The sequence below is a fragment of the Maledivibacter halophilus genome (assembly GCF_900167445.1).
In the GTDB taxonomy this organism is placed as follows: domain Bacteria; phylum Bacillota; class Clostridia; order Peptostreptococcales; family Caminicellaceae; genus Maledivibacter; species Maledivibacter halophilus.
Genome location: NZ_FUZT01000001.1, coordinates 1 through 14,045 on the forward strand (window position 1 = coordinate 1; position 14,045 = coordinate 14,045).

The window sequence follows — 14,045 nt, forward strand, 5'->3', positions numbered from 1 at the left end:
GGAGATGATACACCAATAGTAAGAGGATCAGCGCTAAAAGCATTAGAAGATCCAGATAGTGAATGGGGAGACAAGATAGTAGAATTATTTGAAGAAGTAGACAAATACATTCCAGAGCCAGAAAGAGCAACAGATAAGCCATTCCTAATGCCAGTAGAGGACGTATTCTCAATAACAGGAAGAGGAACAGTTGCAACAGGAAGAATAGAAAGAGGAGTATTAAAAGTACAGGATACAGTAGACATAGTAGGAATGACAGAAGAGAAGAGACAAGTAGTAGTAACAGGAGTAGAGATGTTTAGAAAGCTTCTAGATGAAGGAAGAGCAGGAGATAATATAGGAGCTTTACTTAGAGGGGTACAAAGAGAAGAGATTGAAAGAGGACAAGTATTAGCAAAGCCAGGATCAATCAATCCCCATACAAAATACAAAGCACAGGTATATGTATTGAAGAAAGAAGAGGGTGGAAGACATACACCATTCTTTAATGGATACAGACCACAATTTTATTTTAGAACAACAGACGTAACTGGATCAATCACATTACCAGAAGGAACAGAAATGTGTATGCCAGGAGATAACGTAGAAATGGAAATCGAACTAATCACACCAATAGCAATAGAAGAAGGATTAAGATTTGCTATTCGTGAAGGTGGTAGAACAGTAGGAGCAGGTGCTGTTGCTAAGATTATAGAATAATTTTCTAATGTAATTTACAAACCTAGGGGATTTTATTATCTTCTAGGTTTGCATGCTTTAAATAGATCTAAAAAAAGAAATATTAAAATTCTGAATAATTTATTTAGGGCTTGAAATAATAAAGAAATTAGTATATACTATAAAGGTATGTTTGGACTGCGATGATACAGAAGGTTGCCAGCTAGACTGGGTGAATTTCTGTTGAGAAATGTCCGTTCTTGAATCGGGCGACGAGGAACTAGCCTCTCCTTTAATTTTTTGAAATGATTTATGAACACCCGGGAGAGTGTACATTGGTTCTGGAGTCGTACGTACAAATATAATACGTGCGATGCAAAGGAGGGAAAATGATGACTAATAAAGTAAATCAAAAGATTAGAATAAGATTGAAGTCTTATGATCATAAGGTATTAGATCAATCTGCTGTAAAAATAGTTGAAACTGCTAAGAGAACAGGAGCTGAAGTTTCAGGTCCGGTACCACTTCCAACAGAAAAGCAGATTATAACAATACTAAGAGCTGTTCATAAATACAAAGATGCTAGAGAACAGTTTGAAATGAGAACACATAAAAGACTAATCGATATTCTAAGCCCTACTCCAAAAACAGTTGATTCTCTTATGAGATTAGATTTACCAGCTGGAGTGGATATTGAAATTAAACTTTAAGGTGAAGCTAAGATATAGGTTTATATAGAACTGATAAGCCTGCCTGTCTTAGTATGATTACAAATTTGTAATCCGCTGTAAGATTATTAGGAGGTGCAATAGTGAAAGGATTAATAGGTAAAAAAATAGGTATGACTCAAATTTTTACTGAAGAGGGAAATGTAGTGCCTGTAACAGTGGTTGAAGCTGGGCCAAATCATGTAACTCAAATCAAAACTGTTGAAAATGATGGTTACACTGCAATTCAGGTTGGTTTTGAAGATAGGAAAAGTAAAAGAGTTAATAAGCCAGCTACAGGGCATTTTGAAAAAGCAGGTGTTACTCCAAAAAGAATTATTAAAGAATTTGAGGTAGAAGATGTAAATGGTTTTAATTTAGGACAAGAAATTAAGGCTGATATCTTTGAATTAGGAGAAAAAGTTGATGTTTCAGGGATTTCAAAGGGTAAAGGAACACAAGGTACAATAAAGAGACACAATCAAAGTAGAGGGCCAGAAACTCATGGTTCCAAGTATCACAGAGGACCAGGTTCCCTTGGTGCTTCATCATATCCGGCTAGAGTTTTTAAAGGCGAGAATATGGCTGGAAGAATGGGAAATGAGAAAACTACTGTTCAAAATCTTGAAGTGGTTAAAGTGGATAGTGAAAGAAACTTGCTTTTAATAAAAGGCGCAGTACCAGGGCCTAAGGGCGGAATTATTACTATAAAAGAGGCTGTTAAAGGCGTTAAATAGACTCTAACTAAGGAAAGGAGGATGTAAAGTGCCTAAAGTTGATGTGTTGAATGTTTCCGGACAACGCGTAGGAGAAATAGAATTAAGTGACAATGTATTTGGCGTAAAAGTAAACGAGTATGTATTACACGATGCTGTAAAGAATTATCTTGCTAACCAAAGGCAAGGTACACAATCAGCAAAGACTAGATCTGAGGTAAGAGGTGGCGGTAGAAAGCCATATAGACAAAAAGGAACTGGTAGAGCTCGTCAAGGTAGCTTAAGAGCACCAAACTTTGTTGGTGGTGGAGTTGTTTTTGCACCAAAACCAAGGGATTATAGCTACAAATTACCTAAGAAAGTTAAGAGACTTGCTATGAAGTCTGCCCTCAGTTCAAAGGTTGAAAATGGAGAAGTTATAGTATTAGAAGAATTAACAATGGATGCTCCTAAAACAAAGGATATGGTAAGTATACTTAAAAATATAAATGCTGCTGATAAAGTTCTAATTGTATTAGACGACAAGGATGAAAATATTATAAAGTCATCTAGAAATATACAAGGCGTTTCTACTACATTAGTAAATAATTTGAATGTGTATAATATATTAAAATACGATACCTTTGTTGTTACAAAGGAAGCGGTACAAAAGATAGAGGAGGTGTATGTATAATGAGAACACCTTACGATATCGTTATAAAACCCCTCGTTACAGAGAAAAGTATGGAAGATATGTCAGAAGGAAAATATACTTTTGAGGTAGCTAAAGACGCTAATAAATCAGAAGTAAAAAAAGCTGTAGAAGAGATTTTTGGTGTTAAAGTTGAAAAAATAAGCACTATGAACGTTAGAGGTAAGAAGAAGAGAATGGGAAGATTCGTAGGAAGAAGAAGAGATTGGAAAAAAGCTATTATAAAATTAACTGAGGACAGTAAACCAATCGAATTCTTTGAAGGAATGTAGATAGATTTTTAAAAGGCAGAAGGAGGTAAAAAAATGGGTATAAAAAGTTTTAAACCTACTTCTCCTGGTAAAAGACAAATGACGGTTTCAAGTTTCGATGAGGTAACTAAAAGTGAACCTGAAAAGTCACTTCTTGTTACTTTAAAGAAGCATTCAGGAAGAAACAACCAGGGGAGAATAACTGTTCGTCATAAAGGCGGCGGTTATAAAATAAAGTATAGAGTCATTGATTTTAAAAGAGATAAAGATGGAATACCTGCTCAGGTTACATCTATAGAATATGATCCCAATAGATCAGCTAATATTGCACTTTTGACTTATGCTGATGGTGAGAAAAGATATATTCTTGCGCCAAACAAGCTAAAAGTAGGAAATATTGTTTTTTCAGGTGAAGGTTCTGATATAAAAGTAGGAAATGCATTAAAACTTAAAGATATACCAGTTGGTACAACGATTCATAACATAGAGCTTAAACCTGGTAAAGGTGGTCAGTTAGTACGATCAGCAGGTGTTACTGCTCAGCTTATGGCCAAAGAAGGTAAATATGCTCAGGTTAGACTTCCATCCGGTGAAGTTAGATATATTAGGATTGAGTGTAAAGCAACAATTGGTCAAGTAGGAAACTTAGATCATGAAAATATTACAATAGGTAAAGCAGGAAGAAAGAGACATATGGGAGTAAGACCTACAGTAAGAGGGTCTGTAATGAACCCTAATGACCATCCACACGGTGGTGGTGAAGGTAGAGCTCCAATTGGTAGACCAAGTCCAGTTACACCTTGGGGTAAACCAACGATTGGATATAAAACAAGAAAGAAAAATAAAAAATCAGATAAATTCATCGTTAAAAGAAGAAAAAGCAAATAAGGATTCGCGGGTCTTTGGGGTATTTATGCTGACCTATGACCTTATTGCTTTATCGATGGAAGGAGGATTAGTAATACATGGGTAGATCATTGAAAAAGGGACCATTTGTATATCCTAAGCTTCTAAAAAAAATAGAAGAACTTAATAAAAATGGAGAAAAGAAAGTAATCAAAACATGGTCAAGGGCTTCAACTATTTTTCCACAAATGATTGGGCATACAATAGCAGTTCATGATGGTAGAAAACATGTTCCAGTATATATTACTGAGGATATGGTCGGACATAAATTAGGGGAATTTGCTCCTACTAGGACATTTAGAGGTCATGCAGGAGAAAAAGCAAGCAAGGTTAAATAAGTTGATAAAAGTAATGGGAGGAGGTAAGAAAAGTGGAAGCTAGAGCGATTGCTAAACATATTAGGATTTCTCCTAGAAAAATGAAACCAATTGCGGATTTAGTAAGGGGAAAGAATGCTAATGAAGCTATAGCAATATTAAAATTCACTCCTAGAAAAGGTGCTAGAGTATTAAAAAAAGTAATTGAATCTGCCATGGCAAATGCTGAGAATAATTACGCTATGGATGCAGAGAATTTATATATATCAGAGGTTTATGCAAATCAAGGACCTACCATGAAAAGATGGAAAGCTGGTTCAATGGGAAGAGCAAACCCGATACTAAGAAGAACTAGTCATATAGGAGTTGTTTTAAAAGAAAAAGAATAGAAGGAGGGAAAATGCATGGGTCAAAAGGTGAGTCCACACGGATTAAGAGTCGGAATAATTAGAGATTGGGATTCAAAGTGGTTTGCTAACAAAAAAGATTATTCTGATCTTCTAGTGGAAGACTTTAAAATAAGAAAGCGTATAAAAAATAAAATGTATACTGCTGCTATCTCTAGGATACTTATAAAGAGAACAGCAAACAAAATAAATATAAATATTTTAACTGCTAAACCAGGTATGGTAGTAGGTAGAGGCGGACAAAACATCGAAGGCTTAAAAAAAGAATTGATAAATATGACTGGTAAATCTGTGCATATAGATATTACGGAGGTAAGAAAGCCAGAGATAGATTCTCAATTAGTAGCTGAAAATATAGCCTTTGCTCTTGAAAGAAGAATTGCATTTAGAAGGGCTATGAAGCAGGCTATGGGAAGAGCTATGAAGGCTGGTGCTCAAGGTGTTAAGGTAACAGTGTCAGGAAGATTGAATGGTGCAGAAATGGCTAGAACTGAAAGTTATAGTGAAGGAAATGTTCCATTATCAACTCTTAGAGCTGATATAGATTATGGTTTTGCTGAAGCTGATACTACCTATGGAAAATTAGGAATAAAGGTATGGATATACAAAGGCGAAATTCTTCCGGGAGCTAAGCCAGAGGGTCAAGAAGAGAAAAATAATAAAAGAAGACCAAAATCAAGAGGAAATAGATCGAGAGACAACAGATCGAGAGACAACAGATCAAGAGACAACAGAGATAAGAAGTAAATGTTACATTAGGAAAGGAGGATTATACCATGTTAATGCCTAAAAGAGTGAAACGTCGTAGAGTTCATAGAGGCAGAATGAAGGGTAAAGCTAATAGAGGTAATACTGTTACTTACGGTGAATACGGCCTAATGGCTCTTGAACCAGCATGGATTACTTCTAATCAAATAGAAGCCGCAAGGGTTGCTATCAATAGACGTATTAAAAGAGGTGGAAAGGTTTGGATAAAAATCTTCCCTCATAAGCCAGTAACACAAAAGCCAGCAGAGACACGTATGGGTGCTGGTAAAGGATCACCAGAATACTGGGTGGCTGTTGTTAAGCCAGGTAGAATTATGTTTGAAATGTCTGGTGTAGAAGAAGAAATTGCTAGAGAAGCTATGAGGCTTGCAGCAATGAAGCTTCCTATTAAATGTAAGTTTGTTACACGCCAGGATATGTTAGAAAAGGATGGTGAAGCAGATGAAAGCTAGTAAACTTCGTGATATGACTTCACAGGAATTATCGCAAAAGCTTAATGATCTAAAGGCTGAGCTGTTCAATTTGAGGTTTCAATTAGCCACTGGACAATTGGAAAATCCCATGACAATAAGAAGTGTTAAAAAGGATATTGCCCGTGTCAAAACTATTATAAGAGAAAGAGAATTGAATGAGGTGAACCTGTAGATACATGGAAGGAGGGAATATCGTGGAAAGAGGAAGTAGGAAAGTAAGAGTTGGTCATATTATAAGCGATAAGATGGATAAGACTGTAGTAGTAGCAGTTGAAGAGTTTGTACGTCACTCTCTATATGGAAAAGCTGTTAAAAGAACTAAGAAATTTAAAGCCCACGACGAAAATAATGATTGTGGAATTGGCGATAAAGTTAGAATAATGGAAACAAGACCATTGAGTAAAGATAAAAGATGGAGAGTTGCTGAAATCATCGAGCGTGCAAAATAGTTATGCAGGCAATGGAGGGAGGTATATACAATGATCCAACAAGAATCACGTTTGAAGGTAGCTGATAACTCAGGTGCTAAAGAACTGTTATGTGTTAGAGTTCTAGGCGGTTCTGGTAGAAGATATGGAAATATAGGAGACGTAATAGTTGCTTCAGTTAAAAATGCAACGCCAGGCGGAGTTGTTAAAAAAGGTGAAGTTGTTAAGGCTGTTATAGTTAGAAGTAAACAAGGATTTAGAAGAAAAGATGGAAGTTATATAAAGTTTGATGAGAATGCGGCTGTGGTTATTAAGGAGGACAAATCTCCTGTAGGAACACGTATATTTGGACCGGTAGCTAGAGAACTTAGAGATAAACAATTTATGAAAATAATATCATTAGCTCCTGAAGTACTATAGGTCTAGGAGGTGAAGTCAATGCACGTAAAAAAAGGAGATACTGTAGTAGTAATCAGTGGTAAGGATAGAGGGAAGACTGGAAAAGTACTAGATGTTTTCCCAAAGGATGAAAGAGTAATCGTTGAAAAGATTAATATGGTAAAAAAACATCAAAAGCCTACTCCAAAGATGCAGCAAGCAGGTATTATAGAGATGGAAGCACCAATTCATGCATCAAAGGTGATGATATATGATTCAAAGGCTAAAAGTGGAACGAGAATTAGATATAAAAAATTAGAAGACGGTAAAAAAGTAAGAGTTTCTGTAAAAACTGGAGAGGTTATAGACTAATCTCCAGAGGGAAGGAGGTATACTTTGTGGCTAGACTAAAGGAAAAATATAATAGTGAAGTTAAAAAATCCTTAATGGAAAAATTTCAATATAAAAGTATAATGCAAGTTCCAAAACTTGATAAGATAGTATTGAACATGGGTTTAGGTGACGCTAAAGATAATCGTAAGGCGTTAGAATTAGCTGTAAAGGAATTGGAAACTATAGCTGGTCAAAAACCAATAATTACTAGAGCAAAAAAATCTGTTGCAAATTTTAAAGTTCGTGAAGGAATGCCTGTAGGTGCAAAGGTGACTTTAAGAGGAGAAAGAATGTACGAATTTCTTGATAGATTAATTAGTATTGCATTGCCAAGGGTTAGAGACTTTAGAGGAATTAATCCTAACTCATTTGATGGTAGAGGAAACTATTCTCTAGGAATAAAAGAGCAGCTTATATTCCCAGAAATCAACTATGACAATGTTGAAAAAATAAGAGGAATGGATATAATCTTTGTAACTACTTCACAAACTGATGAAGAAGCACGTGAATTATTAAAGCTAATGGGTATGCCATTTAGTAAACGATAATTAATAAGGAGGGAAAGTAGTGGCAAAAAAAGCTCTCAAGGTAAAACAACAGAGAAAACAAAAGTACTCTACAAGAGAATATAATAGATGCAGAATATGTGGAAGACCACATGGGTATTTAAGAAAATTTGGAATATGCCGTATTTGTTTTAGAGAATTAGCTTATAAGGGACAGATTCCTGGAGTTAGAAAAGCAAGTTGGTAAACGGAGAAGGGAGGTAATTAGATATGACAATGACAGATCCTATTGCTGATATGCTAACGCGTATAAGAAATGCGAATCTTGTAAAACATGATTCTGTAGATATACCAGCTTCAAACCTTAAAAAATCTATTGCCGATATATTATTACAAGAAGGTTTTGTTAAAGGTTTTGATGTTATAGAAGACGGAAAGCAAGGATTAATAAGGGTACAAATGAAATATGGCCCTAATAAAGAAAGAGTAATAACAGGACTAAAGAAAATCTCAAAACCAGGTTTAAGAGTTTATGCCAAAAGAGATGAAGTTCCAAAGGTATTAGGTGGACTTGGCATAGCTGTAATATCAACATCGAATGGAGTTATAACCGATAAGGAAGCTCGTAAACTAGGTGTTGGTGGAGAAGTAATTTGTTACGTATGGTAATAAGAGATAAAGGGTATAGGAGGTGCAAAAATTGTCAAGGATAGGTAAGCAGCCAATCACAATATCTGATGGTGTTCAGGTTACAGTTACTGATAAAAATCTTGTGACTGTAAAGGGGCCAAAGGGAGAATTAAGTGAGCAAATTAATCCTGATATGAAGGTTAATATAAATGACAATATTATCACGGTAGAAAGACCTTCTGATAATAAGAAACACAAATCGCTTCATGGACTAAGTAGAACTCTAATTTCTAATATGTTAGAAGGTGTTACAAAGGGATATGAAAAGAATCTTAAAATAATTGGTGTTGGATATCGTGCCCAAAAGAAAGGTAAAGTTCTTAACTTACAGCTTGGTTTTTCACATCCAATAGATTTGGAAGATCCTGAAGGCATTACAACGGAGACACCATCACAAACTGAAATAATAATAAAAGGAACTAATAAGCAAGCCGTTGGAAACTATGCTGCAAAAATAAGAGAACTAAGACCTCCTGAGCCATATAAGGGTAAAGGAGTTAGATATGCCGATGAATATGTAAGACGCAAAGAAGGAAAAGCTGGAAAATAATTAGAAAGGAGTGACATTAATTGATTACTAAACAAAGTAGTAACTCTAAAAGAAAAAAGAGACATCGTAGAGTGCGCAGAAAAGTATTTGGAACTCCTGATTGTCCAAGATTAAATATATATAGAAGTTCAAATAACATATATGCTCAAGTAGTTGATGATACCAATGGTATTACCCTTGCTGCAGCTTCAAGTCTTGATAAAGAAATTAAAGAAAAGGCTTCTAATACTGGAAATAAAGAAGCAGCTAAGCTTGTTGGTAATTTAATTGGTAAAAAAGCTACCGAAAAAGGAATACAAAAAGTAGTTTTCGATAGAGGTGGTTATCTTTACCACGGAAGAGTCAGAGAATTAGCTGAAGGAGCTAGAGAATCAGGATTACAATTTTAGTAGAAGGAGGGAAATAAATGCGCCGTCAAATAATAGATGCTGGGAAACTTGATCTAAAGGAAAAAGTAGTTGATATCAATCGTGTTGTTAAGGTTGTTAAAGGTGGTAGAAACTTTAGATTTAGTGCCCTTGTAGTAGTTGGTGATGAGAACGGTTATGTAGGTATTGGAACTGGAAAAGCACAGGAAGTGCCAAGTGCTATAAAAAAAGCTATAGATAATGCCAAAAAACATATTATAAAAGTTCCAAGAGTTGGAACTACAATACCCCATGAAATCAAAGGCCGTTACGGTGCTGGTAAAGTATTATTAATGCCAGCTAAAGAAGGTACAGGAGTAATTGCAGGAGGACCTGTTCGTGCTGTATTAGAGCTAGCTGGAATTAAAGACGTTAGAGCTAAATCTGTAGGAACTAACAATTCAAGAAACATGGTAAATGCTACTATGAATGGATTAACGAGTTTAAAGACAGTTGAAGATGTGGCCAAACTTCGTGGTAAAACTGTTGAAGAAATATTAGGTTAGGGGGGTGAACACCTTGGCTAACAAATTAAGAATTACTTTAGTAAAAAGCACAATTGGGACAAAGCCAAATCATAGAAAGACCATTGAAGCTTTGGGACTAAGAAAAATTAGACAAACGGTAGAAAAACAAGATAATCCTCAGATGAGAGGTATGATTCATAAAGTGAAGCACTTAGTAGAGGTAGAAGAAATATAGCAAAGGAGGTGTACTTATGAAACTTCATGAGTTAAAACCTAATAATGGTTCAGTGAAAAACAGAAAAAGATTAGGTAGAGGTACTGCTACTGGACAAGGTAAGACTGCTGGACGTGGACAGGATGGACAAAATTCCCGTTCAGGTGGAGGCACAAGACCTGGTTTTGAAGGTGGTCAAATGCCTTTATACAGAAGACTTCCAAAGAGAGGTTTTAAAAACCCATTTACAAAAGAATGGACAATTATAAATATTGAAGATTTAAATAGATTTGAAGAAGGAACAGTAGTAACTCCGCAGTTATTAAAAGAATCAGGAATGGTTAAAAAAGATAGATATGGTTTGAAGATACTTGGAGACGGACAGCTTGAGAAGCAGCTAACGGTAAAGGCTCATAAATTCAGTCAGTCTGCCATAAAGAAGATAGAGGCTGCTGGAGGAAAGGCAGAGGTGATTTAAGGTGCTATCTACCCTAAGAAATGCTTGGAAAATACCAGATTTAAGAAAAAGAATTTTATATACTCTTATGATGTTTGCTATTTTCAGATTAGGAGCTAATATACCAGTTCCTGGAATTGATAGACAAATTTTAACTGAAATGTTCGCCGATAAAGGTGGACTATTAAACTTTTTCAACTTTATTTCAGGTGGAGCGTTTAAACAGTTTACCATATTTGCATTAAGTATTACACCATATATCACCTCTTCAATTATTATGAATCTATTAACTATTGCTATACCAAGCTTGGAGGCATTAGCTAAAGAAGGAGAAGAAGGAAGAAAAAAGATTGCTCAATATACAAGATATGGAACTGTAGTATTAGCTATTATTCAAGCTATAGGTATGAGTGTTGGATTATTTAGAGGTGCTTTAATTTCAACGGACGTTTGGTCAGTATCTGTAGTTGTAATTACCCTTACAGCAGGCACTGCATTCTTAATGTGGCTTGGAGAGCAAATTACGGAAAAGGGAATAGGTAATGGAATATCTCTTATAATTTTTGCTGGTATTATATCAAGACTGCCTGTAGGGATTTATCAAACCTTTACTAAAATAAATCAAGGTCAAGCAAGTTGGATTTCTTTAATAATATTCTGTGTAGTTGCTATATTTATCATTGCTGGCGTTATTGCAATCCAACAGGGAGTTAGAAAAATACCTGTTCAATATGCCAAAAGAGTTGTTGGTAGAAAAATGTATGGTGGACACAGCACACATATTCCACTTAAGGTAAATCAAGCTGGTGTTATACCGGTAATATTTGCTATGTCACTATTACAATTTCCATTGACACTTACCTACTTCTTCCAAAGTGGAGGATTTTCAGGCTTTGTAAATAGATATTTATCTCCTACTGGATGGATATATAATGTTTTATATGCTTTATTAATTATTTTCTTTACCTACTTCTATACTGCAGTTACTTTTAATCCTGTAGAAGTGGCAAATAATATGAAGCAAAATGGAGGGTTTATACCTGGTATAAGACCTGGTAGACCGACCTCAGAATATTTACAGAGAACCTTAACAAGATTAACATTGGCTGGTGCAATATTCTTAGCGGGTATAGCAGTATTACCAACCGTAGTATTGAACTTTACGGACTTGCAAATCAGATTTGGGGGTACAGCACTGCTTATAGCTATTGGTGTTGCTCTAGAGACTATGAAACAAATTGAAGCCCAAATGACAATGAGACATTATCAAGGTTTCTTAAAATAAATAATTATAATGTTTTAAATGCATGGGGATTAAATCCCCATTGCTAAAATTAGCGTTAGCCGGGAGTTGGTAAAATGAGACTTATACTTTTAGGACCACCTGGAGCGGGCAAAGGGACACAAGCTGTTAAGATAACAAAAAAATATAATGTTCCTCATATTTCTACTGGCGATATTTTTAGAAAAAATATAAAAGAAGGTACACAGCTTGGGAAAAAAGCAAAGGAATATATGAATAAAGGGCTGCTGGTTCCAGATGAATTAGTTGTTGCTATAGTTGAAGATAGATTGAACGAAGAAGATTGTAAAAGCGGTTTCTTGTTAGATGGCTTTCCAAGAACAGTTAATCAAGCTAAAGCTTTAGATAAAGTTTTAGAAAATATGAATATATCCTTAGATCAAGTAATAAATATTAAGGTTGATAAAAATGTTCTTGTAGGGAGAGCAGTAGGACGAAGAATCTGTAAAGATTGTGGTTTAGCTTATCATGTTGAATTTAATAAGAGTAAAATAGATGGTAAGTGTGATAAATGTGGTGGAGAGCTTTATCAAAGAGATGATGATAAAGAAGAAACAGTTTCAAAAAGAATTGAAGTATACCTTAATGAAACTTCACCACTTATCAGTTATTATTCAGAAAAGGGAATTTTAGCAGACATTGATGGTCAGAAAGATATAAATGAAGTATTTGAAGATGTAGTATTGGCTCTTGGGAGCAAAAGATAATGATCATTTTAAAATCTGAAAATGAAATTGAAAAAATGCGTAAAGCGGGTTATATAGTAGGAAAAACCCATGAAGTACTAAAATCACATATAAAATCAGGTATTACTACAAAGGAACTTGATAAAATAGCTGAAAGTACTATACGAAGCCTTGGAGGAATACCTGCTTTCAAAGGATACGGTGGCTTCCCTGCTAGCATTTGTGCTTCTATTAATGAAGAAGTTGTACATGGAATTCCTGGATTAAAAAAACTCAAAGATGGCGATATTATTAGTATAGACATTGGAGCTATCTATGATGGATATTATGGTGATTCCGCTAACACCTATCCTGTTGGTAAAGTTTCTGATGAAGCAGGTAGGCTTATTGAAGTTACAAAATATGGCTTCTACGAAGGATTAAAGTTTTGCAAAGAAGGGTTTCGTTTATCTGATATATCCCATGCTATACAAAAATATGTAGAAGATAATGGATTTTCAGTTGTCAGAGATTATGTAGGACATGGTATAGGAGCTAATATGCATGAATCTCCACAGATTCCTAATTACGGCTTGCCTGGAAAGGGTCCAAGATTGCGCAAGGGAATGGCTTTAGCAATAGAACCTATGGTTAATATGGGAACCTATAAAGTTAAAACACTTCCTGATAATTGGACTGTTGTTACCTTAGACAGAAAACTGTCTGCTCACTATGAGCATACTATAATAATTACTGAAGATGAACCCTTAATACTTACAAAGCTATAATCAAATATTATAAAGAGGTGTATATTTTGCATAGTACTAGGGAAGTGGCTATTGGACAATTTGTTAAATCAAAGGCAGGAAGAGATAAGGATAGAGTTTTTGTTGTTATCGATATAATTGATGAATTATATGTGCTGGTAGCCGACGGTGATCTTAGAAAGTCGGAAAAGCCAAAAAAGAAAAAAATTAAGCACCTGTCCAAGTATAATATAGTTAGTGAAGAAATTGAAAAAAGATATAATTCACATAAAAAGATAAGTAATTTAATGATTAGACGTGAGATTGAAAAACTGGGTTTTCATAAGACCCAGATATAGGAGGTATGAATCCTAATGGCAAAACAAGAAGCTATTGAAGTTAAGGGGACCGTAGTAGAGGCTCTGCCAAACGCTATGTTCAAGGTTAAGCTTGAAAATGGGCACGAGGTTTTAGCGCATATTTCTGGAAAACTTAGAATGAATTTTATAAGAATTTTACCTGGTGATAAGGTTACCTTAGAACTTTCTCCATATGACTTGACAAGAGGTAGAATTACTTGGCGCGGTAAGTGATGAAGGAGGCGAAATTATGAAAGTAAGACCATCAGTTAAACCTATATGTGAAAAATGTAAGATTATTAAAAGAAAAGGTAGGGTAATGGTAATTTGTGAAAACCCTAAACATAAACAAAAACAAGGTTAAATAGAACTTTATTATAGAAACATACTAAAATTTAGGTTATAAGCCTAAAGAAAATTTTATTAAATTTTAGTTATCTATAGCTTTTTTTAAATAGCTTTAGTATAATATTTTTTTGAGAGTAATATTAGCGGCTGCAAATAAAAATTTTTAATTATTGTTAATTAGAAATCATCCTGAGCAAAATAGAATTAGATATACAAAAGGAATATTTACCTAGGAGGTGTA

The 14,045-nt window shown here is 34.9% G+C and carries 28 protein-coding genes; all 28 read left to right on the top strand.

All coding sequences use genetic code 11. The features are described from left to right. Positions 1-699: EF-Tu C-terminal domain-related protein (locus B5X81_RS00005; RefSeq protein ID WP_244281966.1), on the top strand; the 699-nt coding region annotated here is incomplete at its 5' end. A gap of 350 nt (positions 700-1,049) precedes the next feature. Further along, positions 1,050-1,367 carry a 30S ribosomal protein S10 gene (rpsJ, locus tag B5X81_RS00010; protein ID WP_079488403.1) on the top strand — a complete coding sequence of 106 codons (318 nt, stop codon included), beginning with the start codon at positions 1,050-1,052 and terminating at the stop codon, positions 1,365-1,367. Positions 1,368-1,468: 101 nt separating this feature from the next. Further along, positions 1,469-2,101 (top strand): 50S ribosomal protein L3, encoded by a 633-nt coding sequence (rplC, locus tag B5X81_RS00015; RefSeq protein WP_079488404.1) that lies wholly within the window; start codon positions 1,469-1,471, stop codon positions 2,099-2,101. A 28-nt stretch (positions 2,102-2,129) separates the two neighbouring features. Beyond that, a complete protein-coding gene (rplD, locus tag B5X81_RS00020; RefSeq protein ID WP_079488406.1) occupies positions 2,130-2,753 on the top strand; it encodes a 50S ribosomal protein L4 in 624 nt (207 codons plus the stop codon). After that, positions 2,753-3,043 carry a 50S ribosomal protein L23 gene (gene rplW / locus B5X81_RS00025; RefSeq protein ID WP_079488408.1) on the top strand — a complete coding sequence of 97 codons (291 nt, stop codon included), beginning with the start codon at positions 2,753-2,755 and terminating at the stop codon, positions 3,041-3,043. The genes rplD and rplW overlap by 1 nt, the downstream gene beginning before the upstream one ends. Before the next feature lie 33 nt (positions 3,044-3,076). Continuing rightward, a complete protein-coding gene (gene rplB / locus B5X81_RS00030; protein WP_079488409.1) occupies positions 3,077-3,910 on the top strand; it encodes a 50S ribosomal protein L2 in 834 nt (277 codons plus the stop codon). 77 nt (positions 3,911-3,987) lie between these two features. After that, the gene (rpsS, locus tag B5X81_RS00035; RefSeq protein WP_079488411.1) at positions 3,988-4,266 is read left to right on the top strand and encodes a 30S ribosomal protein S19; all 279 of its coding nucleotides are present in this window, start codon (positions 3,988-3,990) and stop codon (positions 4,264-4,266) included. A gap of 32 nt (positions 4,267-4,298) precedes the next feature. Continuing rightward, a complete protein-coding gene (gene rplV / locus B5X81_RS00040; protein ID WP_079488412.1) occupies positions 4,299-4,634 on the top strand; it encodes a 50S ribosomal protein L22 in 336 nt (111 codons plus the stop codon). A 15-nt stretch (positions 4,635-4,649) separates the two neighbouring features. Beyond that, a complete protein-coding gene (rpsC, locus tag B5X81_RS00045; RefSeq protein ID WP_079488414.1) occupies positions 4,650-5,399 on the top strand; it encodes a 30S ribosomal protein S3 in 750 nt (249 codons plus the stop codon). Between the two features lie 29 nt (positions 5,400-5,428). Beyond that, positions 5,429-5,872 (top strand): 50S ribosomal protein L16, encoded by a 444-nt coding sequence (rplP, locus tag B5X81_RS00050; protein WP_079488415.1) that lies wholly within the window; start codon positions 5,429-5,431, stop codon positions 5,870-5,872. Further along, positions 5,862-6,065, top strand: a complete 204-nt coding sequence (gene rpmC, locus B5X81_RS00055; RefSeq protein WP_079488417.1) for a 50S ribosomal protein L29 — start codon at positions 5,862-5,864, stop codon at positions 6,063-6,065. Before rplP ends, rpmC begins: the two co-directional genes overlap by 11 nt. Before the next feature lie 22 nt (positions 6,066-6,087). After that, positions 6,088-6,342: a 30S ribosomal protein S17 gene (gene rpsQ / locus B5X81_RS00060; RefSeq protein WP_079488418.1), complete on the top strand. Its 255-nt coding sequence runs from the start codon at positions 6,088-6,090 to the stop codon at positions 6,340-6,342. A gap of 30 nt (positions 6,343-6,372) precedes the next feature. Beyond that, on the top strand, positions 6,373-6,741 hold the full coding sequence (rplN, locus tag B5X81_RS00065; RefSeq protein ID WP_079488420.1) for a 50S ribosomal protein L14: 369 nt from the start codon (positions 6,373-6,375) through the stop codon (positions 6,739-6,741). Positions 6,742-6,759: 18 nt separating this feature from the next. Continuing rightward, positions 6,760-7,071, top strand: coding sequence for a 50S ribosomal protein L24 (rplX, locus tag B5X81_RS00070; RefSeq protein ID WP_079488421.1), 312 nt, complete (start codon positions 6,760-6,762; stop codon positions 7,069-7,071). A 26-nt stretch (positions 7,072-7,097) separates the two neighbouring features. Continuing rightward, a complete protein-coding gene (gene rplE / locus B5X81_RS00075; protein WP_079488423.1) occupies positions 7,098-7,640 on the top strand; it encodes a 50S ribosomal protein L5 in 543 nt (180 codons plus the stop codon). A gap of 19 nt (positions 7,641-7,659) precedes the next feature. After that, a complete protein-coding gene (locus tag B5X81_RS00080; protein ID WP_079488424.1) occupies positions 7,660-7,845 on the top strand; it encodes a type Z 30S ribosomal protein S14 in 186 nt (61 codons plus the stop codon). Positions 7,846-7,868: 23 nt separating this feature from the next. After that, positions 7,869-8,267, top strand: a complete 399-nt coding sequence (rpsH, locus tag B5X81_RS00085; protein ID WP_079488426.1) for a 30S ribosomal protein S8 — start codon at positions 7,869-7,871, stop codon at positions 8,265-8,267. A gap of 31 nt (positions 8,268-8,298) precedes the next feature. Beyond that, positions 8,299-8,838, top strand: coding sequence for a 50S ribosomal protein L6 (gene rplF, locus B5X81_RS00090; protein WP_079488427.1), 540 nt, complete (start codon positions 8,299-8,301; stop codon positions 8,836-8,838). A gap of 20 nt (positions 8,839-8,858) precedes the next feature. Then, positions 8,859-9,227, top strand: coding sequence for a 50S ribosomal protein L18 (rplR, locus tag B5X81_RS00095; protein WP_079488429.1), 369 nt, complete (start codon positions 8,859-8,861; stop codon positions 9,225-9,227). A gap of 17 nt (positions 9,228-9,244) precedes the next feature. Further along, entirely contained in the window at positions 9,245-9,751 is a 507-nt protein-coding gene (gene rpsE / locus B5X81_RS00100; protein ID WP_079488430.1) for a 30S ribosomal protein S5, read from the top strand. Positions 9,752-9,764: 13 nt separating this feature from the next. After that, positions 9,765-9,947 carry a 50S ribosomal protein L30 gene (gene rpmD, locus B5X81_RS00105; RefSeq protein WP_079488432.1) on the top strand — a complete coding sequence of 61 codons (183 nt, stop codon included), beginning with the start codon at positions 9,765-9,767 and terminating at the stop codon, positions 9,945-9,947. 16 nt (positions 9,948-9,963) lie between these two features. After that, positions 9,964-10,404: a 50S ribosomal protein L15 gene (gene rplO, locus B5X81_RS00110; protein ID WP_079488433.1), complete on the top strand. Its 441-nt coding sequence runs from the start codon at positions 9,964-9,966 to the stop codon at positions 10,402-10,404. A gap of 1 nt (position 10,405) precedes the next feature. Continuing rightward, a complete protein-coding gene (secY, locus tag B5X81_RS00115) occupies positions 10,406-11,668 on the top strand; it encodes a preprotein translocase subunit SecY (RefSeq protein WP_079488435.1) in 1,263 nt (420 codons plus the stop codon). 74 nt (positions 11,669-11,742) lie between these two features. Further along, positions 11,743-12,393 carry an adenylate kinase gene (locus B5X81_RS00120; RefSeq protein ID WP_079488436.1) on the top strand — a complete coding sequence of 217 codons (651 nt, stop codon included), beginning with the start codon at positions 11,743-11,745 and terminating at the stop codon, positions 12,391-12,393. Continuing rightward, complete coding sequence (map, locus tag B5X81_RS00125) at positions 12,393-13,139, top strand: type I methionyl aminopeptidase (RefSeq protein WP_079488438.1); 747 nt, start codon at positions 12,393-12,395, stop codon at positions 13,137-13,139. The genes B5X81_RS00120 and map overlap by 1 nt, the downstream gene beginning before the upstream one ends. Before the next feature lie 26 nt (positions 13,140-13,165). Beyond that, positions 13,166-13,456 carry a KOW domain-containing RNA-binding protein gene (locus B5X81_RS00130; RefSeq protein WP_079488439.1) on the top strand — a complete coding sequence of 97 codons (291 nt, stop codon included), beginning with the start codon at positions 13,166-13,168 and terminating at the stop codon, positions 13,454-13,456. A 15-nt stretch (positions 13,457-13,471) separates the two neighbouring features. After that, a complete protein-coding gene (gene infA / locus B5X81_RS00135; RefSeq protein ID WP_079488441.1) occupies positions 13,472-13,690 on the top strand; it encodes a translation initiation factor IF-1 in 219 nt (72 codons plus the stop codon). Between the two features lie 16 nt (positions 13,691-13,706). Continuing rightward, positions 13,707-13,820, top strand: coding sequence for a 50S ribosomal protein L36 (gene rpmJ / locus B5X81_RS00140; protein WP_025434559.1), 114 nt, complete (start codon positions 13,707-13,709; stop codon positions 13,818-13,820). Positions 13,821-14,045 lie beyond the last annotated feature (225 nt).